Origin of the sequence: Pseudoxanthomonas sp. J35 (assembly GCF_000513995.1) — a bacterium.
GTDB lineage: Bacteria > Pseudomonadota > Gammaproteobacteria > Xanthomonadales > Xanthomonadaceae > Pseudoxanthomonas.
This window is the reverse complement of sequence record NZ_AZVB01000014.1, coordinates 25,197-43,759: the sequence shown is the minus strand read 5'-3', so window position 1 is coordinate 43,759 and position 18,563 is coordinate 25,197. Positions and strand designations below refer to the sequence as shown.

Below are 18,563 nucleotides of genomic sequence, written 5' to 3'. Positions count from 1 at the left end.
GGGCTTACACCTCCAGCGCGTAAGGGGTTTGCTTGAAGGTGATGCCCTCGCGTGCGGCGCGGGCACCCATGCGGTTGGCGGCGGCGTAGATCACTTTGGGGCCTGGGAACTTGGGCAACACATCGAACACCGGGCCGGTGAGTACATTCCCGCCGCCCACAGATTTGTCCTTGAGGATGCCGTTGTAGAGCAGGTAAATGGCGCGGCCCTCGTGGATGCCCAGCAGCGGTGAATCGGCGGTGCCGATAAAGCCCGTGCCGGTTTCAGCAAACCAGACGAATTCGGCCAGTTGCGCGAAGGTCACATCGCGGCGGATCTGGCCGTCGGCGTCGAACAGGGGTTCTTTGGACAAGCGGCAGAACTGGAAGCCGCCGCCGAGGCCTTCGATCGGGACTCGCTTCTTCCCCACGAGAGGCGTGTAGCCCTCGATGGCCTTTCGGACACGCTCGCGCGTCTTGTTCCGTGCGACATCGTCGTCAAGTTCGACAAGGATGAAGCGAACGGGCTCCTTCAAGTACTGATTCAACCTGAGCACCGCGTGCGCCGTGGTGCCGGAGCCGCCAAAGCTATCGAGCACGAGGTCACCGGGCTCGACCACCATGCCCACCAGGTCGGCAATGACCTCGGAATCCTTTGGAAACGGAAACGCCCCCGCGCCAAGGATCGCTTCGACCTCCAGCGTGGCCGCGCGCCCGTCCTTGTAGAACACGCTCATCATCGGCTCTTCGTCGATCTCGAAGAGGTAGCTCTTGCGGTTTGGAATCGTCGTGTGGTCCTTGCCGAAGTGAATACGCGGCGGGTCCTCAGCCAGCGCCGCTTTCGTGGTGTCCTCTTCCCACCGCCAGCCAGTCGAGGGCATGGCGCAGGGCTGCTGGGTGACGGGATGCAGGATCGGATAGCGCGGGCGGTTCTCGCGCCCGTCATCAGGTCCCGCAAAGTCCGCCGCGAAGTAAAGCCCGCGCTTGTCAGACCAGTTGTAGTGCTTGTGCCCCTTGCGCGGATCACCCTTGGGCAAGGCGCGGTACCAAGCCATCATTTCCTTGCGAATCGAGGTGTGGTCGTCACCGTGCTTCTTGCGCAAGCTCTCATAGTGCTCCAGCACGGCGTCAACGCCCGGTTTCTTGCGCCGCCAGCGGACCTTGCGCTCCTTGAGCAGAGCCTTGTTCCGCGCGAAGGCGACGATGTACTCGTGCGTGACCGATACGAGCTTCGAGTCGCCCTTCTTGCCCTTCTCCCAGACGATGGTGGCAACCTCGTTCGTGGCGCCGAAGACCTCGCGCATCAAGGCTTGCAGGTTGCCGACCTCGTTGTCGTCGATGGACACAAAGATCGCCCCGTCCTCACGGAGGAATTGCTTCAACAGCACCAGCCGCGGGTACATCATGCACAGCCAGCGGTCGTGGCGGTCCAGCGTCTCGCCTTCCTTGCCCACCACCTCGCCCAGCCAGCGACGAATCTCCGGGCTGTTCACGTTGTCGTTGTACACCCAGCCCTCGTTGCCGGTGTTGTACGGCGGGTCGATGTAGATGCACTTCACCTGCCCGGCATAGCGGGGCAACAACGCCTTGAGCGCGTGCAGGTTGTCGCCCTGCACGATGAGGTTGCCGCTGTTGGCATCACCGCAGGAGAGTTCCGGCACCGGCTCCAGCAGGCGGAACGGCACATCCTTGTGGTGTTTGACGACGGCTTCTTTGCCGATCCAGTTCAATGTTGGCATTCAGCCCATCCCCTCAAATTTTGCGCGATGGCGTCTGGCCGTCGCTGCGTTGTTCTTCATCCGCGCCGCCCGCACGCACCCAGTCGTCCACCTCGGACACTTTGAACTTCCACAACCGACCCACGCGGTGCGCGGGCAGGTGCTTGCGGTCGATCCAGCGGTAGATCGAGTCGCGTGTGACGCCCAGATGCTCGGCAATCTGGTCCACGGATACCCATGGTTCAGCGGTCATGGCAATGCTCCGGCGAAAGCGGTTCGGGCGGCATAAAGTCGGTTTAAATCGCAAAAGGTGTAATTTATCAGTTTGGCGGGTGGCCGGCGAGCGCCATATGCCCAGAGCATGATCTTTAGCTTGGCTTGCTTGTGGTTCAGCGCGTGAATGGCGGCGTCATCAATCAACCCGGAGACCGCCATGACCACCCAGCCCACCGCCCTCGACACCGACCTGCAGCGCCTGCCGCTGATTCTCGACAAGATCGAGGCCCTGCGCCAACTGGCCGACGACCACTTCGGCCACGCCCCGGACGCCATCCACTGGGGCCAGTCGGTGACCTCGGGCGGGTGGACCAGGCGCTGGATGAGCTGCTGGCGATCTTCGACGGTCAGGCCAAGTGAGGGCGGCAGCGATGGACACCCTGCCCAAACTCTCCCCGGCCCAAGCCCTGCTGCTGCGCACTGCCGCCCGCCGCGCCGATGGGCGCGTGATTCCGCCGGACACCCTGCGCGGTAGCGCACGGGTCAAGGTGCTGACCGCACTGCTGCAGCGCGGGTGGATCGACCCTGCCGACAGCGGCCACATGCTGACCGACGCGGGCTATGCGGCCATCGGCCAGCAACGATCCGTGCCGCCGGATGACGTCCAGCCGATGGACGCCACCGACGACCTCCAACTTCTGGAGGGCATCCCGATCCGCCCTGGCAGCAAGCTCGCCGCGCTGGTGATGTCGCTGCGCCGCCCGCAAGGCGCGACCAGCCTGCAACTGATGCTGGCCACCGGCTGGCAGCCCCACACCGTGCGCGGGGCAATTTCCGGGATGCTGCGCAAGAAGCTGGGCCTGAACGTGGTGCTGGCGCACAACGACAGCGGCGAACGGGTGTACAGGGTGGTGTGATCTACCGCCAAGGGTGTCCAGTTTCTGGAGGCCCTTGCACCCACGGTGGCCGATTTCAGGGGTTTGTGGGGCAGATCGCCCTCAAACCCGTGCCAGCACTGGAGTTCCCACGTCGGCCGTTTCGGCCTGAGGCTGCGCCACGCTAACCGATTGAGCGCGATCCAGCGTTGAAACGGCCGCAAGCCCGCGTCCTTGTGCGTTTGCGTCGATCACCGTTTTGCCGGGGCTCGTGACGGCCACAGGTGAAATGGGTCCTTCCCCGCCATTCCTCTATACGGGGGGCGCGAGCGCAGCATTGCGCTACCGTCTGGCCAGAAAACAAGGTTTGCAGGGTTTGCGGTTCGCACACACCGCCCCACCTGAGCCCGCGCCATCCAGCGTCAGTGCCCGCATACGCGCAGCTGCCACTGCGCCGGTGCAAACCTGTGCGCGGACAAGGTTCGCGCCCGTGGCCATGATCTGCATCATCGGTGGTTGGTAACCGGTAACTGACCACGCTGGCGCCCGACATCGTGACGGCCATCCTGGACGACGCACTGCCGAACCACATTACGTTGTTCGATCTGGCGGTTGATCCGCCGGCGCTGTGGGATGAGCAGCGGGAGAGAGTCGGACTCTGAGGTGGAGACACTCCCTCAGCTCAACATGCCCTTGAGATCCTTGAGCATCAGGAACAGATGGTACGGATCGGTCGGGCTGGGCTCGAATTCCCACGATTCGTACCACTGCCGCGCCGCATCGTCCTTGGCATGGACCAACAGGCAGCGGATGCCGGCGATGTCGGCGGCCTGTGCGGTACGCAGGAGCGCATCCTTGAGCAAGGCCTGGCCCAGACCTTTACGCTGATGCTCCTTGTCCACGGCGAGCCGGGCCAGGATCATGACCGGCGCCGGGTGGCGTGCCAGCCCCTTCATCACTCTCGACGGTGCAGCGATCGGATCGACGCTACCAACGGCCAGGCTGTAGAAGCCGACCACCACGTCACCCTGGCAGCAAACGTAGGTCTGCGCGCTGTTGGCCTTCTGGTTGACGAGCGCGTAGCGCTGCAGGAACTGGTTCAGCGCATTCTCACCGCAGTCGAACGCATCGACCTGATCCGTAGCAAGCAGCTTGCGAACGGGGGAGTAAGCACTGCTCAATCCAGAACCCCGGGCTCACGCAGCAATTTTTTCAGACGCGGCTTGCTTTGCACCGGGCGGTCCAGTGCCTCCTGGAAGGCTTGCCACTGCGCCTCGTCCAGTAGGAACTGGCGACGATCCGCCAGCGTCTGCGTGGCCGCCGTTACACCTGCATCGAGCAGAAACTCGCTGACGTTCTTGTGGCAGGCGCGTGCGGCTTCCTGCAGCAGTTGCTTGACTGGCGCGCTGGCACGAACGTCAATGCGTTCGGTCTTGGAAAGATTCAGGGTGCTCATGGTGCCCCTCCGGACGGATTTTGGATGTCTCTATTGTAGGTGTCCGGACATTGTCCTGACAAGGCATTTCTTATCTTGGCCCCCATCCAGGCACATACTTCCGCGTTGCAATCTGTCGGTAGTGCTCGATAACGACCGACGAAACGCACCCGCAGCGTTTCCGTCGCCACCCGATGCCGCAATCCAACCGCTTGATTCGTCCGCGCGTAACTCTTTGATCTGTAAGGGCCTGAGTTGTGGCCCTTGCGGACTTCGGGCAACTTCCAGGGAGCGAGGTCGGAGCGAGGAATGGCCAGGAGAGAGTGGAATGTGGCCCGGAACGGGCTGAGAGGCTGACCGGCGAAGTCCGCAGGCTTCCGCAGGAACCCCCAAGAACACGCGGGAACCGGCGCGATCAGGCAAGAAAAAACCCCAACCGAGAACGGTTGGGGTTTCATTATTGGTGGAGGTGGGCGGAGTCGAACCGCCGTCCGAAGGCACTCCATCTCCGGCACTACATGCTTAGCTCACCGTTGGGTCTCGTTCCGTTGCAGCACGGTGTGCGAAGCGCGCCCCGGAACCAGCCTGCTTTGTTTTGACCACCGGCTGACAGGCAGCCACCGCTGGCGATCCCGTGATAGTGACCCTACATCCACGAGCACGGGCACAAGTGGGTTCGGGGCTAGGCCTTAAGCGGCCAGAGCGTAGTTGTCGTCGTTGGCAACTATGAGTTTTGCCGCTGGATTAACGAGGAAAGCTGCCCCCTCGGCATGCGCCGGTCGATTTCGCGACCCCCGTCGAAACCAGGACACCCCCGGAAACTTCGGGCGAGCGTATCGCCAGACACCCTGCAGTGTAGGGACGCCCCTGCCCCGCTTCAAGCTCGGCCTGCGTGCTGCTGGGCGGGGGTTCATCCGTTCACCGCCGCGCCACGGCGCCGGCGCCAGCCTGCGGCGATGGTCCCGCCACGCGCCCGCAGACCCGAGCCGCCCCGCCTGGCCAAGCCGGTCGACGAGGTGCCGGACGGTTCCCTGGCGGCTTTGCGCCGCGAGGCGGCCGGCTGCCGACGCTGCCCGCTCTGGCGCGATGCCACCCGCACCGTGTTCGGCGCCGGCCCTGGCCGCGCGCGGCTGATGCTGGTCGGCGAACAGCCGGGCAACGAGGAGGACCTGGCGGGCAAGCCCTTCGTCGGGCCGGCGGGGCGCCTGCTGCGCGAGCTGCTGGCCGAGGCCGGGATCGATCCGCTGCAGGTCTACCTGACCAACACCGTCAAGCACTTCAAGTTCCGCATGCGCGGCAAGCGCCGCCTGCACAGCCGCGCCAATGCCGCCGAACAGGCCGCATGCCGGCCATGGCTGGCCGCCGAGCTGGACCGGCTGCGGCCGGCGGCGGTCGCGCTTGGCGCGATGGCCGCGCATACGCTGTTCGGCAACCGGTTCGGCCTGCTGCGCGAACGTGGACGCTGGCAGGTGCCGGGACCGGAAACACACGCATTGGCGACCTGGCATCCCTCGGCGATCCTGCGCATGCGCGGACCCGACCGCGAGGCCGCCCGCGCGCAACTGCTCAGCGACCTGCGCACCGCTGCGGCCGGGCTCGACCGCGGCTTCGCGCGACCGTCGCCCTGATTTCACGGCGGCGGCGCTGCAATGGCACGCCCCGACGCCCCCGGAGAACCCCCATGGCACGCTGCGACGTCTGCGGTAACGACTACGACAAGGCCTTCGAGATCGTCCAGGCCGACGGCACCCGCGGCACCTACGACTCGTTCGAATGCGCGATCCATGCCGTCGCCCCGGCCTGCGAGCATTGCGGCTGCCGGATCATCGGCCACGGCGCCGAACACGACGGCCGCTTCTTCTGCTGCGCGCATTGCGCCGCGCACGCCGGGGTCGAGGGCATCGAGGACCGGGTCTGAGCCACCGCGCCCCGCCGACGGGAAGCGCTAGTCGCCGCGCGCCGGCCCGCCGGACCTGGCCCGCCGTTCGACCCAGCGCAGCACCGTCAGCACCCCCAGGGCCAGCACGGTGATGGCCAGGGCCAGCAGGTGGTAGCGGAAGCCGACGGTGATCCCGATCGCCGCCACCATCAGCAGCGAGGCGGCCGTGGTGATGCCTTGCACGCTCTCGCCGCTGCGGCTGGCGAAGATGGTGCCGGCGCCGATGAAGGAAACACCGGCCACGACCGCCTCCACCAGGCGCAGCGGATCGATCTGCAGGCCGGCGCCGCCGTAGCGGCCGTCCTCCAGCACCATCCGGCTCAGGCCCAGCAGCAGCGCCGCGGTGCCGGCCACCAGCATGTGCGTGCGGAAACCGGCCGGCCGGTCCTTCAGCTCGCGCTCGAAGCCGATCGCGCCGCCGAGCGCCATCGCATAGAGGACGCCCGGCAGTGTCCGCAGTTCGTCGAACCATTCCATCGGCGCACCATCGCCGGCGCACCGTCAAGCCGCCGCGAAGCCGTCAGCCGGGGGTGCCCGGCCCGGTTCCGCCGCGGCCAGGTCCGGCGCCGGAGCCGTCCTGGCGCAGTGCGCGGCGGCGAACGCGGCCTCGGCCGCGGCGGAAGACGCCGCCGTGGCCGAGGCCGCGGAAAGCGCCCGCCGCGAGGGCGAGCGCGTGCTGGCCGAAGTGGCCGGCTGAGTCGGCCGGCTCAGGACTGGATCGGGACCAGGGTGATTTCCACGCGGCGGTTGGCGGCGCGACCGGCCTCGGTGTCGTTGCTGGCAATCGGGTAGCGCTTGCCGGCGCCGACGGTGATCAGGCGCTCGCGCTGCACGCCCTGCGCGGCCAGGTACTGGGCCACCGCTTCGGCGCGCTGCTCGGACAGGCGCTGGTTGACCTCGTCGCTGCCCACGCTGTCGGTGTGGCCGGCGACCTCGACCACGGTCTGGTCGTACTCGCGCAGCACGCCGGCCACGTCGTTGAGCACGGTGTAGAACTGCGGGTCGATGTTGGCGCTGTTGAAGGCGAAGGTGATGTTGCCCGGCATGTTGAGGGTGATGTTGTCGCCCTTGCGCGCCACGTCCACGCCGGTGCCCTGCAGCTTCTCGCGCAGCGCCGCCTGCTGGCGGTCCTGGTAGTTGCCGACGGCCGCGCCGGCCAGGCCGCCCAGGCCGGCGCCGATCAGGGCGTGCTGGCGGCGCTCGACCGCGCTGTCGCCGCTCAGCAGGCCGGCGGCGATGCCGATGCCCGCGCCGATCAGCGCGCCGGTGCCGGTGCGGTTCTGCTGGCGCTGGCCGCTGTACGGATCGGTGGTCTGGCAGCCGGCGGCGAGCACGGCCACGAGCATGGCGGTACCGGCGAGGATGTTGTTCTTGGTCATGGGACACGCTCCTGTGCGGGGATTCACGGCCGTCCGGCCGGGTGCACGGGAGCATAAGCAGCCCAAGATGAGCGGATCGTGTCTGCGGCCACAGATCCGGCCGGCGGCCGGCGGCGCGGCCGCCGGCCTACTCGAAGCTGCCCACCGAGTCGTGGCTGAGGTTGTCGAAGCGGGTGTATTCGCCGAAGAACTTCAGCTTCACCGAGCCGGTCGGACCGCTACGGTGCTTGCCGATGATCACCTCGGCCAGTCCCTTGTCCGGCGAGTTTTCCTTGTTGTAGTACTCGTCGCGGTAGATGAACAGGATGATGTCCGCGTCCTGCTCGATGGCGCCCGATTCGCGCAGGTCGGCCATCACCGGGCGCTTGTCGGTACGCGTTTCCAGCGAGCGGTTGAGCTGCGACAGCGCGATCACCGGCACGTTGAGCTCCTTGGCCAGGGCCTTGAGCGAACGGCTGATCTCCGAGATCTCGGTCGCGCGGTTCTCGCTGTTGCCCGGCACCTGCATCAGCTGCAGGTAGTCGATCACCACCAGGCCCAGGCCGTGCTCGCGCTTGAGGCGGCGGCACTTGGAGCGCAGCACGTCCGGCGACAGCGCCGGCGTGTCGTCGATGAAGATCTTGGTTTCCTTGAGCATGCGGATGGCCGCCGTCACCCGGCTCCAGTCCTCGTCCTCCAGCTGGCCGGTGCGCAGGCGCTGGGCGTTGACCCGGCCGTTGGAGGAGATCAGGCGCAGCGCCAGCTGCGCGGCCGACATTTCCATGGAGAACACCGCCACCGCCTTCTTCGACTTGATCGCCGCGTACTCGGCGATGTTCAGGGCGAAGGTGGTCTTGCCCATCGCCGGGCGCGCCGCGAGGATGATCAGGTCGGTCGGCTGCAGGCCGGCGGTGATGTTGTCGAACTCGGTATAGCCGGTCGGCAGGCCGGTGATGTTGCCGCCGCTCTCGAAGCGCTTCTGCAGCACCTCGAAGGCGTCGCGCAGCGCGGTGTTGAGGCCGGTGAAGTCGGTGCGCCCGCGCGCGCCGGCCTCGGCGATCGCGAACACGTCCTGCTCGGCCTTGGCCAGCAGCTCGGCGCTGTCGCGCCCTTCGGGCTGGAAGCCGTTGTTGACGATGTCGGTGCCGACCTCGATCAGCTGGCGCAGCACCGCCTTGTCGCGGACGATCTCGGCGTAGGCGCGGATGTTGGCTGCCGAGGGCGTGGTGGTGACCAGCTCCACCAGGTAGGCGCCGCCGCCGATCTGCTCGGAGAAGCCCTGCGAATCGAACCACTCGCCCAGGGTCACCGCGTCGAACGGCTGGTTCTTCTCGGCCAGCTCGCGGATGGCGCGGTAGATCAGCTGGTGGTCGCGGCGGTAGAAGTCCTTCTCGACCAGGATGTCGCCGACGCTGTCGTACGACTCCGGCGCCAGCATCAGGCCGCCGAGCACCGCCTGTTCGGCCTCGACTGAATGCGGCGGGACGCGCAGGTGTTCGATACGGCCATCGCTGCTGTCGCGTTCGCGGTCTTTGCGGAAACCGGGGCGTGCGGACATTCGGGGCGTTCCTCGATACGGCCGGGTGCCTGGGCACGCGGCCGGAATGGACCAGTGGAGCAGCGGCCCATCGTATGCGCCGGCCAGCGCCACTGCCATGCACAACCCTGTGCATAACCCGTGGACATCTCACCGGCTGCGACGGGCCGCAAAAGAGAAGGGCGCCTTGCGGCGCCCTCCGTCGGGTATTGCGGACCAGGGGCCGATCAGGCTTCCGGCTCGACCACGACCTTGACGGTGGTCTCGACGTCGGCGTGCAGGTGCACGGTCACGTCGAACTCGCCGGTGTGGCGGATCGGGCCTTCGCCCATCACCACTTCGCTCTTCTCCAGCGGCAGGCCGGCGGCGGTGAAGGCCTCGGCGATGTCGCGCGGGCCGACCGAGCCGTACAGCTTGCCTTCGGTCGAGGCGTTGGCCTTGACCGTGATGCTGGCGCCTTCCAGCTTGGCCAGGCGGGCCTGGGCCTCGTCCAGCAGCGCCTTGGCCTTGGCTTCGTACTCGGCGCGCTTGGCCTCGAACTCGGCCAGGTTGGCGGCGGTGGCCGGCACGGCCTTGCCCTGCGGGACCAGGAAGTTGCGGCCGTAGCCCGGCTTCACGGTGACCTTGTCGCCGAGGTTGCCCAAGTTGGTGACCTTCTGCAGAAGGATCAGTTCCATCGTATTGCTCCTCTATCCGTTAGCCGCGCCATGGCAGGCGCGGCAACGATTGCTGTCCGGATCGGACGTGTCTTGTTCTAACAACCAGCTCTGAAGATGAAGTGCCTTTCGTCAACAGTCCGCACACGGATGTGCGGGCTCCTGCGAAGGACCCGCATCAGATGTCGTGGTTGTCGGTGTACGGGATCAGGGCCAGGTAACGGGCGCGCTTGATCGCGGTCGACAGCTGGCGCTGGTAACGCGACTTGGTGCCGGTCACGCGGCTCGGGACGATCTTGCCGTTCTCGGTCAGGTACTGGCGCAGGGTGTTGAGATCCTTGTAATCGATCTCCTTGACGCCCTCGGCAGTGAACTTGCAGAACTTGCGGCGGCGGAAGAACTTGGACATGGCTGTGCTCCTTAGGCGGCGGCTTCGGCGTTGTCGCCGTCGGTTTCAGCGGCGGCGGTGGCGTTGCCCTCGCCTTCCTCGTCACGGCGGCGGCGCTCGCCACGCTCGGGCTTGTCGCCCTTCTCGTCCTTGCTCTTCATGATCAGCGACTGCTCGGTCTCCGGGCCGTCGCGGCGGATGACCAGGTGGCGCAGGATCGCGTCGTTGAAGCGGAAGGTTTCGACCAGCTCGTCCAGGACGGCCTGCGAGGCCTCGACGTTGAACAGGACGTAGTGGGCCTTGACCAGGTTCTGGATCGGGTAGGCCAGCTGGCGGCGGCCCCAGTCTTCCAGGCGGTGCACGGTGCCGTTGCCGCCCTCGATGATCGACTTGTAGCGCTCGATCATCGCCGGGACCTGCTCGCTCTGGTCCGGATGGACCAGGAACACGATTTCGTAATGACGCATCGTTGGTTTCCTCGTGGATGCGGCCCTTGCGGGCCTGGCAGCCCCCCGTCGACCGGAACGGAAGCGGTGGGGCAAGGGTTCCTGCCGGCAGCGTGCCGCAGGAAGCCGGAAATTATGCCGGGTCAGTCACTTGGGCGCAAACCCGCGGGTCTGCGCCCGGCTTCGGGCGACTCCCCTGCCCCTGGCCGAGACCGCGGGACGAGGAGCCCTTCGCAACAAAACGCTGCAACTATATCGCGCAACTCTTTAAAATATCAGCGGGAATCCTTCTTGCGCTCCGCGATCCAGGCGCGGACATGCGCCTCCAGCGTCTCCAGCGGCACCGACCCGGTCTCCAGCACCGCGTCGTTGAAATCGCGCACGTCGAAGGCCGGCCCCAGCTCGCGCGCGGCCTCCTCGCGCAGGCCCGAGATCTTCAGCTGGCCGATCTTGTAGGCCAGGGCCTGCCCCGGCCAGGCGATGTAGCGGTCGATCTCGTTGACCACGTCCTGTTCGGTCTTGGGCGAGTTGTCCATGAAGAAATCGATCGCCTGCTGCCGGCTCCAGCCCTTGGCGTGCATCCCGGTGTCGACCACCAGGCGCACCGCGCGCCACATGTCGTAGGCCAGCTGGCCCATGCGGTCGTACGGGTCGTCGTACAGGCCCATGTCGTAGCCCAGGCGTTCGGCGTACAGGCCCCAGCCCTCGCCGTAGGCGACGAAATAGGCCGAGCGGCGGAACAGCGGCAGCCCCGGCAGCTCGGCGCCGCGGGCGAACTGGAAGTGGTGGCCCGGCACCGCCTCGTGCAGCGACAGCGCCAGCATCTCCCACTTCGGCCGCACCTCGGGCTTGTACAGGTTCACGTAGTAGAAGCCGGCGCGGCTGCCGTCCACCGCGCCGGGCTGGTAATAGGCGGTGGTCGTGTCCGGGGCGATGTTGTCGGGGATCGGGCGCACGCCGTAGGGCTGGCGCGGGATGGTGCGGAACACCTTCACCAGCTCCGGGTCGATGCGCTTGGCCAGGGCCTGGTAGGCCTCCAGCAGGTCGGCCGGATCGGTGTAGAAGAACTCCGGATCGGTGCGCAGGTGCTGGAAAAAGGCCTTCAGGTCGCCCTTGAAGCCGACCTCCTCGCGGACCTTCTCCATCTCCGCGCGGATCCGCGCCACCTCCTCGAGGCCGATCTGGTGGATCTCGTCGGCGGTCAGGCGCGTGGTCGTGTACCAGCCGGCCAGGAAGTCGTAGTACGCCTTGCCGTCGGGCAGGTCCGTGGCGGCGATGCTGTCGCGGGTGCGCGGCAGGTACTCGGCCTCGAAGAAGCGGCCGAACTCGCGGTAGGCCGGCACCACCTTGCCGGTGATGGCGGCCTTGGCCTGCGCGCGCAACGCGGCCTGCTCGGCCGCCGGGATGGCGTCGGGCATCTTCCTGAAGGGCCGGTAGAACGGGCTGGCTTCCGGATCCTCCACCACCTGCGCGGCGATCTGGCCGGAGACGCGCTGCATCAGCACCTTCGGCGGCAGGCTGCCGGCTTCGATGCCGGCGCGCATCAGTGCGGTGGTCTGCTCCAGCACCTGCGGCAGCGACTGCAGGCGGGCGATCCAGTTGCGGTAGTCGGCGGCGCTGGCGAACGGCAGGATCTCGGCGATGCCGTCGGCGGTCTGCACCCCGCCCTGGTGGCCGATCGGCTGCAGGTATTCGCGGAAGCGCTGGCGCGCCACCGCCCGCTCCTGCAGCCACAGGAAGGTGTCATAGGTGAGCTGGTCGTCCGGCGGCAGCGCGGCGCGGTCGATCCGGCGCAGCGCGGCCAGCGCCTCGCGGTCCGCGGCCTCGCGGCGCTGGATCGCCTCCAGGCTCATGTCGGTCCAGCGGTCGTCGTAGCGGTGGTCGCCCAGGTAGGCGGCGTTCTCCGGCGACTCGCGCAGGTTGCGCTCCCATTCGCTGTCGAACAGGCGGTGCAGCGCGAGCGAGGCCGCGTTGCGCGACGCGGACGCGGCGGCGGGCGTCGCGGGCTCGGCGGAGAACACGGGGAAGCAGCAGGCGGCCAGGGCAACGGCCAGGACGGTACGACGCATCGGGACTCCGGGCGGACTGGAAGCGCCCAAGCCTAGCGCGTGCGGCCGCGCGGCGGCCATGCCGGAAGGCACGCCTTCCGGCCAGACGGGCCCGCTTCAGGCCGGCCCGGTGGTGAAGCTCTCGCCGCAGCCGCACTCCGCCGTGGCGTTGGGGTTGCGGAACACGAAGCCCTCGCCCAGCCCCTGGCGGGCAAAGTCGATCTCGGTGCCGTCGACCAGCGGCAGGCTCTGCGCATCGACGTAGATCCGCACCCCGCCCTGCTCGAACACGGCGTCGCCCTCGCGCTGCTCGCGGGCCAGGTCGGCCACGTGGCCCCAGCCCGAGCAGCCGGTGCGCTCCACGCCGAAGCGCAGGCCCAGCGCGGCCGGGTCGCGCTGCAGGAAGCGCTGCACGCGTTCCAGGGCGACGGGGGTGAGAGTGACTGGCATGGGGTGCATCTCCGTGGTGGCCCGGTGATTATAGGCGTCGAGGCTGTCCCGCCCCTGTCGGCATTGCCGTTCCGGGTGGAACGCAGCGGCGCGGCGGCTCGCGCCCGCGGGGGCGCAGCCGCTACACTTCCGCCCTTCCCAGATGGGCTCCAGGACACAAGGATTCAAGCCATGACGGTGGTCAGCGTCGAACATGCGCTCGCGGGCAAGGTCGCCGCGGGCGACGAGGTCACGGTCCGCGGCTGGGTGCGCACCCGCCGGGACTCCAAGGCCGGGCTGAGCTTCGTCAATGTCAGCGACGGATCCTGCTTCGCCCCGATCCAGGTGGTGGCCCCGGCCACGCTCGACAACTACGAGTCCGAGGTCAAGCACCTGACCACCGGCTGCTCGGTGATCGCGACCGGCACCCTGGTGCCGTCGCAGGGCCAGGGCCAGAGCTTCGAGATCCAGGCCTCGAGGATCGAGGTCGTCGGCTGGGTCGAGGACCCGCTGACCTACCCGATGCAGCCCAAGCAGCACTCACTGGAATACCTGCGCGAGTACGCCCACCTGCGTCCGCGCACCAACCTGTTCGGCGCGGTGACCCGCATCCGCCACTGCCTGGCCCAGGCCGTGCACCGCTTCTTCCACGAGCGCGGCTTCTACTGGATCAGCACCCCGATCATCACCACCTCCGACGCCGAGGGCGCCGGCCAGATGTTCCGGGTCTCGACCCTGGACCTGGCCAACCTGCCGCGCACGAAGGATGGCGAGGTCGACTTCTCGCGCGACTTCTTCGGCAAGGAAACCTTCCTGACCGTGTCCGGCCAGCTCAACGTCGAGGCCTATGCCCTGGCCCTGAGCAAGGTCTACACCTTCGGCCCGACCTTCCGCGCCGAGAACTCCAACACCACCCGCCACCTGGCCGAGTTCTGGATGATCGAGCCGGAGGTCGCCTTCGCCGACCTGGCCGCCGACGCCGACCTGGCCGAGGACTTCCTCAAGTACCTGTTCCGCACGGTGCTGGCCGAGCGCGCCGACGACATGGCCTTCATCGCCGAACGCGTGCAGAAGGACGCCATCACCCGCCTGGAGTCGTTCATCAACGCGCCGTTCGAACGCATCGACTACAGCGAGGCGATCAGGCTGCTGCAGGCGTCCGGGAAGAAGTTCGAGTTCCCGGTGGAATGGGGCCTGGACCTGCAGACCGAGCACGAGCGCTGGATGACCGAGGAACACGTCGGCCGCCCGGTGGTGGTGATGAACTACCCCGAACACATCAAGGCCTTCTACATGCGGCTGAACGACGACGGCCGGACCGTCGCGGCGATGGACGTGCTGGCCCCGGGCATCGGCGAGATCATCGGCGGCAGCCAGCGCGAGGAGCGCCTGGACGTGCTCGACGCGCGCATGGCCCAGTTCGGCCTGGAGCCCGAGCACTACCAGTGGTACCGCGACCTGCGCCGCTACGGCGGCGTGCCGCACGCCGGCTTCGGCCTGGGCTTCGAGCGCCTGGTGGTCTACGTCTGCGGCCTGGCCAACATCCGGGACGCCATCGCCTACCCGCGCACCCCCGGCAGCGCCGAGTTCTAAGGCTCCCGGCCTCCGCCATCCGTGACGTAACGCGGGCCAGTGCCTTTTTCGAATCACGAATCACGAATCACGAATCCCGGCTCCCATGCTCCTGTTCTTCGCCCTGTGTTTCGTAGGCGTGGCCATCGCCGGGGCCACCGCCTTCGTGATCTTCTGGCCGCTGACCCTGGTCCACATCCGCGACCGCCACGCCGGCACCGGGGCCGACTTCGGCCCGGGCGCCTTCATCGCCCCGGCGGCGCTGCGCTGGCTGCTCAGCGGCGGCTACCGCTCCGTGCGCGACAGCTCGCTCAGCGGGCTGGCCACGCCGGCGCGCATTTCCCTTTTCACGGTCATTGCCGGCCTGTCGATGGCGGCCCTGCTCTGGCTGCTTTCGGAGGTTGCATGAACGACACCTGGTGGATCGCCACCCTCGGCCGCCAACTGCTCTGGGCACGGCTGCGCGAACGCGAGGCCGGCACCGCCGAGGTCCTCGACCACGAAGGCAACCTGCACACCTACGACAGCGAGGACACCGCGCGTTCGATGCTGCTGGACGCCGGCTACGTCGAGTTCGACGGCCTGGACGAGGACGACGCGCTGGAGCGCGGCTTCTCGCTGGACGAGGTCGCCCCGCCGCGCGCCGACAGCGACGAGGGCCTGCTGCCGCTGATGAACGTCAGCCTCGGCCGCCGCGCCTGAGGCGGGGACGACGGTGTACACGCCACCGTCCTTCGCCGAAACCGACCTGGCCGGCCTGGACTGGCTGCTGGCGCGCGATCCTTTCGCCACCCTGGTGACCACCGGCGCCGACGGCCTGCCGCTGGCCACTCACCTGCCGGTGCTCTACGCCCGCGACGGCGAACGCGTGCGGCTGGAAGGCCATTGGGCCAGGCCCAACCCGCAGGCCGGCCACGCCGGGCCTGCCCTGCTGGTCGTGCACGGCCCGCACCACTACATCTCGCCGGACTGGTATCCGGACAAGGCGGAGATGGCGCGCGTGCCGACCTGGAACTACGCCGCCGCGCACCTGTACGGCACGCTCGAGCCGCTGCACGACGAAGCCGCATTGGCGTCGATCGTCGCCCGCCTGGGCGAACGCTTCGAACCCGGCGTCGGCGGCCGCTGGCGCTACGACCACGACGACCCGCGCGAGCGCCGCCAGCTGCGCGGGATCGTCGGCTTCCGCTTCGTGGCCAGCCGGATCGAGTTGAAGTTCAAGCTCAACCAGAACCATCCGCCTGCGAATGTGCAGGGCGCCATCGACGGCCTGCGTGGAGTGCCGGGCGAAAACGCGACCGAGGTCGCGGCATTGATGGCCGATCGCCTGTCCCGTCGCGGTCCAACGTGAACGCGCGGCGTGAAGGCACGCGGCAGGCACGCTCCGGTCTGTGATAATGGCGGCATGGCCGACGACCTCCACGAACTGATCCGCCGCAACCATGCCTGGTCCGAGCGCATACGCGCCGAGGACCCCGGCTTCTTCTCGCGACTGTCCAAGCAGCAGGCGCCCGAGTACCTGTGGATCGGCTGCTCCGATTCGCGCGTGCCGGCCAACCAGATCATCGACATGGCCCCGGGCGAGGTCTTCGTCCACCGCAACGTCGCCAACGTCGTGGTCCACACCGACCTCAACTGCCTGTCGGTGATCCAGTTCTCGGTGGACGTGCTCAAGGTCAAGCACATCCTCGTCGTTGGCCACTACGGCTGCGGCGGCGTGTATGCCGCCCTCACCCGCCAGCGCCTGGGCCTGGTCGACAACTGGATCCGCCACGTCACCGACGTGGCCGAACACCACGAAGGCTGCCTGCACGCGGCCGGCGGCACCGAGGTCCAGCATGCGCGCCTGTGCGAGCTCAACGTGCTCGAGCAGGTGGTCAACGTGTGCAAGACCCACGTGATCCGCGACGCCTGGGACCGTGGCCAGGACCTGACCGTGCACGGCTGGGTCTACAGCCTGCGCGACGGCCGCGTCCACCACCTGGGCATGGACGTGGACCGCATCGAGGACCTGGAGCCGAAGTACGAAGCGGCGCTGGCCCGCATCTGCCAGGACCGCGAGATCCGCTGACCCCGCGCCGGCCGGCGCCTCCCGCAGGAACCCCCATGCTGCCCGCCCCCCTCAACCTGCAGGCCTGGATCGACGAGCACCGCCACCTGCTGAAGCCACCGGTCGGCAACAAGTGCATCCACGATGGCGACTTCATCGTGATGGTGGTCGGCGGCCCCAACGCGCGCAACGATTTCCACTGGGACGAAGGCCCGGAGTGGTTCTACCAGCTCGAGGGCGAGATGGTGCTGCGCGTGCAGGACGATCCCGAAGGCGGTCCCGGCGCGGTCCGCGACATCCCGATCCGCGCCGGCGAGGTGTTCCTGCTGCCACCGCGCGTGCCGCATTCGCCGCAGCGGATGGCCGGTGGCGTCGGCCTGGTGATCGAGCGCCGGCGCCTGCCCGGCGAGCTCGACGGCCTGCTGTGGTACTGCGAACGCTGCAACCACAAGCTGTACGAAGAGTACTTCCAGCTACGGGACATCGAGCGGGACTTCCCGCCCGTATTCGAGCGCTTCCACGGATCGGAGGAGCGCCGCACCTGCCGCCATTGCGGGTACCTCAACCCGCGTCCGGCAAAGCCCGCGGCGCACCCCGATTCGCTCGCCGACATCACCTGACCCCTTCCACCACGAAGACCCGATGCCGCAGACCCGCACCCACGCCCTGGCCCTGGACGCCGCCGATCCACTGCGCGCGTTCCGCAACGAGTTCCTGATCCCGAAGCACCGCGACCGCGAACAGACCTACTTCGTCGGCAACTCGCTGGGCCTGCAGCCGCGCGGCGCGCGCGCGCAGGTGCTGGAGGTGCTGGACAAGTGGGCCAACGAGGCGGTCGAAGGCCACTTCAGCGGCGACACCGCGTGGATGCACTACCACCGCCTGGTGCGCGAGCCGCTGGCGCGCCTGGTCGGCGCGCGGCCCGGCGAAGTGGTGGCGATGAACACGCTGACGGTGAACCTGCACCTGATGATGGCCAGCTTCTACCGGCCTACGCGCGAGCGGCCGGTGATCCTGATCGAGGCCGGCGCGTTCCCGTCCGACCGCCACGCGGTGGAGTCGCAGGTCCGCCTGCACGGCTTCGACCCGCAGGAGGCGCTGGTCGAGGTCGAGGCCGACGAGCCGGCCGGCACGATCTCGATGCAGGCCATCGAACGGGCCATCGCCGTGCACGGCCCGCGCCTGGCACTGGTGCTGTGGCCCGGCATCCAGTACCGCACCGGCCAGGCTTTCGACCTGGCCGAGATCACCCGGCTGGCGCACGCGCAGGGCGCGGTTGCCGGCTTCGACCTGGCCCACGCGGTTGGCAACCTGCCGCTGGCGCTGCACGACAGCGATGCCGACTTCGCGGTGTGGTGCCACTACAAGTACGTCAACGCCGGGCCGGGTGCGGTGGCCGGCTGCTTCGTGCACGAACGCCACGCCCACGCCGGCACGCCGCGGCTGGCCGGCTGGTGGGGCCACGATCCGCAGACCCGCTTCCTCATGGCGCCGCAGTTCGTGCCCGCCGCCGGTGCCGAAGGCTGGCAGCTGTCCAACCCGCCGGTGCTGGCGATGGCGCCGCTGCGCGCCTCGCTGGACCTGTTCGACCGCGCCGGTGGCATGGCCGCGCTGCGCGCCAAGTCGGAGAAGCTGACCGGGTTCCTCGACAGCCTGGTGCGCCAGCGCCTGGGCGACGTGCTGGAGATCGTCACGCCCGCCGAGCCCGAACGCCGCGGCTGCCAGCTGTCGCTGCGCGTGGCGGGCGGGCGCGAACGCGGGCGCGCGCTGTTCGAGTACCTGCGCGACACCGGGATCCTCGGCGACTGGCGCGAACCGGACGTGATCCGGATCAGCCCGGTGCCGCTCTACAACCGCTATTCCGACGTGCTGCGCTTCGTCGAGGAAGTGGAGCACTGGCGTGGCTTCTGAACGTAAC

General features: G+C 68.1%; 23 protein-coding genes and 1 other RNA gene. 10 read left to right on the top strand and 14 right to left on the bottom strand.

The features are described from left to right. Positions 1–4 precede the first annotated feature (4 nt). The 3 genes from PSEJ35_RS0110425 to PSEJ35_RS17765 all read right to left on the bottom strand — a co-directional run bounded on the left by PSEJ35_RS0110425 (position 5) and on the right by PSEJ35_RS17765 (position 2,234). Positions 5–1,717: a site-specific DNA-methyltransferase gene (locus PSEJ35_RS0110425; protein ID WP_028917738.1), complete on the bottom strand. Its 1,713-nt coding sequence runs from the start codon at positions 1,715–1,717 to the stop codon at positions 5–7. 13 nt (positions 1,718–1,730) lie between these two features. Next, positions 1,731–1,949: a helix-turn-helix domain-containing protein gene (locus PSEJ35_RS0110420; protein WP_028917737.1), complete on the bottom strand. Its 219-nt coding sequence runs from the start codon at positions 1,947–1,949 to the stop codon at positions 1,731–1,733. A gap of 159 nt (positions 1,950–2,108) precedes the next feature. Next, complete coding sequence (locus tag PSEJ35_RS17765) at positions 2,109–2,234, bottom strand: hypothetical protein (protein WP_255326739.1); 126 nt, start codon at positions 2,232–2,234, stop codon at positions 2,109–2,111. A gap of 109 nt (positions 2,235–2,343) precedes the next feature. Here PSEJ35_RS17765 and PSEJ35_RS0110415 point away from each other — a divergent pair, with 109 nt between their 5' ends. Continuing rightward, entirely contained in the window at positions 2,344–2,829 is a 486-nt protein-coding gene (locus PSEJ35_RS0110415) for a DUF3489 domain-containing protein (RefSeq protein WP_037083046.1), read from the top strand. A 635-nt stretch (positions 2,830–3,464) separates the two neighbouring features. Here the strand turns inward: PSEJ35_RS0110415 and PSEJ35_RS0110410 are convergent. The 3 genes from PSEJ35_RS0110410 to ssrA form a co-directional block, all read right to left on the bottom strand. Continuing rightward, positions 3,465–3,968: a GNAT family N-acetyltransferase gene (locus PSEJ35_RS0110410; RefSeq protein WP_028917735.1), complete on the bottom strand. Its 504-nt coding sequence runs from the start codon at positions 3,966–3,968 to the stop codon at positions 3,465–3,467. Beyond that, a complete protein-coding gene (locus tag PSEJ35_RS0110405; protein ID WP_028917734.1) occupies positions 3,965–4,243 on the bottom strand; it encodes a DUF1778 domain-containing protein in 279 nt (92 codons plus the stop codon). The genes PSEJ35_RS0110410 and PSEJ35_RS0110405 overlap by 4 nt, the downstream gene beginning before the upstream one ends. 440 nt (positions 4,244–4,683) lie before the next feature. After that, positions 4,684–5,038: a transfer-messenger RNA gene (ssrA, locus tag PSEJ35_RS16985) on the bottom strand. A 140-nt stretch (positions 5,039–5,178) separates the two neighbouring features. Here ssrA and PSEJ35_RS16005 point away from each other — a divergent pair. Together PSEJ35_RS16005 and PSEJ35_RS0110395 are read left to right on the top strand one after the other, a co-directional pair. Next, positions 5,179–5,850 (top strand): UdgX family uracil-DNA binding protein, encoded by a 672-nt coding sequence (locus tag PSEJ35_RS16005; RefSeq protein ID WP_051412644.1) that lies wholly within the window; start codon positions 5,179–5,181, stop codon positions 5,848–5,850. A 53-nt stretch (positions 5,851–5,903) separates the two neighbouring features. Continuing rightward, entirely contained in the window at positions 5,904–6,140 is a 237-nt protein-coding gene (locus PSEJ35_RS0110395) for a hypothetical protein (protein ID WP_028917733.1), read from the top strand. Positions 6,141–6,167: 27 nt separating this feature from the next. Here PSEJ35_RS0110395 and PSEJ35_RS0110390 read toward each other — a convergent pair whose 3' ends face one another. The 8 genes from PSEJ35_RS0110390 to PSEJ35_RS0110355 all read right to left on the bottom strand — a co-directional run bounded on the left by PSEJ35_RS0110390 (position 6,168) and on the right by PSEJ35_RS0110355 (position 13,044). Then, positions 6,168–6,638, bottom strand: a complete 471-nt coding sequence (locus PSEJ35_RS0110390) for an MgtC/SapB family protein (protein ID WP_028917732.1) — start codon at positions 6,636–6,638, stop codon at positions 6,168–6,170. A 230-nt stretch (positions 6,639–6,868) separates the two neighbouring features. Further along, positions 6,869–7,507, bottom strand: coding sequence for an OmpA family protein (locus PSEJ35_RS0110385; protein ID WP_084635515.1), 639 nt, complete (start codon positions 7,505–7,507; stop codon positions 6,869–6,871). Positions 7,508–7,667: 160 nt separating this feature from the next. Then, on the bottom strand, positions 7,668–9,077 hold the full coding sequence (locus PSEJ35_RS0110380; protein WP_028917730.1) for a replicative DNA helicase: 1,410 nt from the start codon (positions 9,075–9,077) through the stop codon (positions 7,668–7,670). A 206-nt stretch (positions 9,078–9,283) separates the two neighbouring features. Continuing rightward, positions 9,284–9,733, bottom strand: a complete 450-nt coding sequence (gene rplI / locus PSEJ35_RS0110375; RefSeq protein WP_028917729.1) for a 50S ribosomal protein L9 — start codon at positions 9,731–9,733, stop codon at positions 9,284–9,286. A gap of 157 nt (positions 9,734–9,890) precedes the next feature. Then, entirely contained in the window at positions 9,891–10,121 is a 231-nt protein-coding gene (rpsR, locus tag PSEJ35_RS0110370) for a 30S ribosomal protein S18 (protein WP_024868851.1), read from the bottom strand. An 11-nt stretch (positions 10,122–10,132) separates the two neighbouring features. After that, a complete protein-coding gene (rpsF, locus tag PSEJ35_RS0110365) occupies positions 10,133–10,567 on the bottom strand; it encodes a 30S ribosomal protein S6 (RefSeq protein ID WP_028917728.1) in 435 nt (144 codons plus the stop codon). Positions 10,568–10,821: 254 nt separating this feature from the next. Beyond that, on the bottom strand, positions 10,822–12,615 hold the full coding sequence (locus tag PSEJ35_RS0110360; RefSeq protein ID WP_084635508.1) for a DUF885 domain-containing protein: 1,794 nt from the start codon (positions 12,613–12,615) through the stop codon (positions 10,822–10,824). 96 nt (positions 12,616–12,711) lie between these two features. Beyond that, positions 12,712–13,044, bottom strand: a complete 333-nt coding sequence (locus PSEJ35_RS0110355) for an iron-sulfur cluster assembly accessory protein (protein WP_028917726.1) — start codon at positions 13,042–13,044, stop codon at positions 12,712–12,714. Positions 13,045–13,215: 171 nt separating this feature from the next. On the opposite strand from PSEJ35_RS0110355, the gene asnS reads away from it, so the two are divergent. The 7 genes from asnS to kynU all read left to right on the top strand — a co-directional run bounded on the left by asnS (position 13,216) and on the right by kynU (position 18,556). Further along, positions 13,216–14,616: an asparagine--tRNA ligase gene (asnS, locus tag PSEJ35_RS0110350; RefSeq protein ID WP_028917725.1), complete on the top strand. Its 1,401-nt coding sequence runs from the start codon at positions 13,216–13,218 to the stop codon at positions 14,614–14,616. A gap of 85 nt (positions 14,617–14,701) precedes the next feature. Beyond that, a complete protein-coding gene (locus PSEJ35_RS0110345; RefSeq protein ID WP_028917724.1) occupies positions 14,702–15,004 on the top strand; it encodes a hypothetical protein in 303 nt (100 codons plus the stop codon). Then, complete coding sequence (locus PSEJ35_RS0110340; RefSeq protein ID WP_028917723.1) at positions 15,001–15,297, top strand: hypothetical protein; 297 nt, start codon at positions 15,001–15,003, stop codon at positions 15,295–15,297. Before PSEJ35_RS0110345 ends, PSEJ35_RS0110340 begins: the two co-directional genes overlap by 4 nt. A 13-nt stretch (positions 15,298–15,310) precedes the next feature. Beyond that, entirely contained in the window at positions 15,311–15,946 is a 636-nt protein-coding gene (locus PSEJ35_RS0110335; RefSeq protein WP_028917722.1) for an FMN-binding negative transcriptional regulator, read from the top strand. A gap of 54 nt (positions 15,947–16,000) precedes the next feature. Next, complete coding sequence (can, locus tag PSEJ35_RS0110330; protein WP_024868844.1) at positions 16,001–16,666, top strand: carbonate dehydratase; 666 nt, start codon at positions 16,001–16,003, stop codon at positions 16,664–16,666. A 35-nt stretch (positions 16,667–16,701) separates the two neighbouring features. Further along, complete coding sequence (locus PSEJ35_RS0110325; RefSeq protein WP_028917721.1) at positions 16,702–17,265, top strand: 3-hydroxyanthranilate 3,4-dioxygenase; 564 nt, start codon at positions 16,702–16,704, stop codon at positions 17,263–17,265. Between the two features lie 22 nt (positions 17,266–17,287). After that, positions 17,288–18,556 carry a kynureninase gene (gene kynU, locus PSEJ35_RS0110320; RefSeq protein ID WP_028917720.1) on the top strand — a complete coding sequence of 423 codons (1,269 nt, stop codon included), beginning with the start codon at positions 17,288–17,290 and terminating at the stop codon, positions 18,554–18,556. The last annotated feature ends 7 nt before the right edge of the window (positions 18,557–18,563 follow it).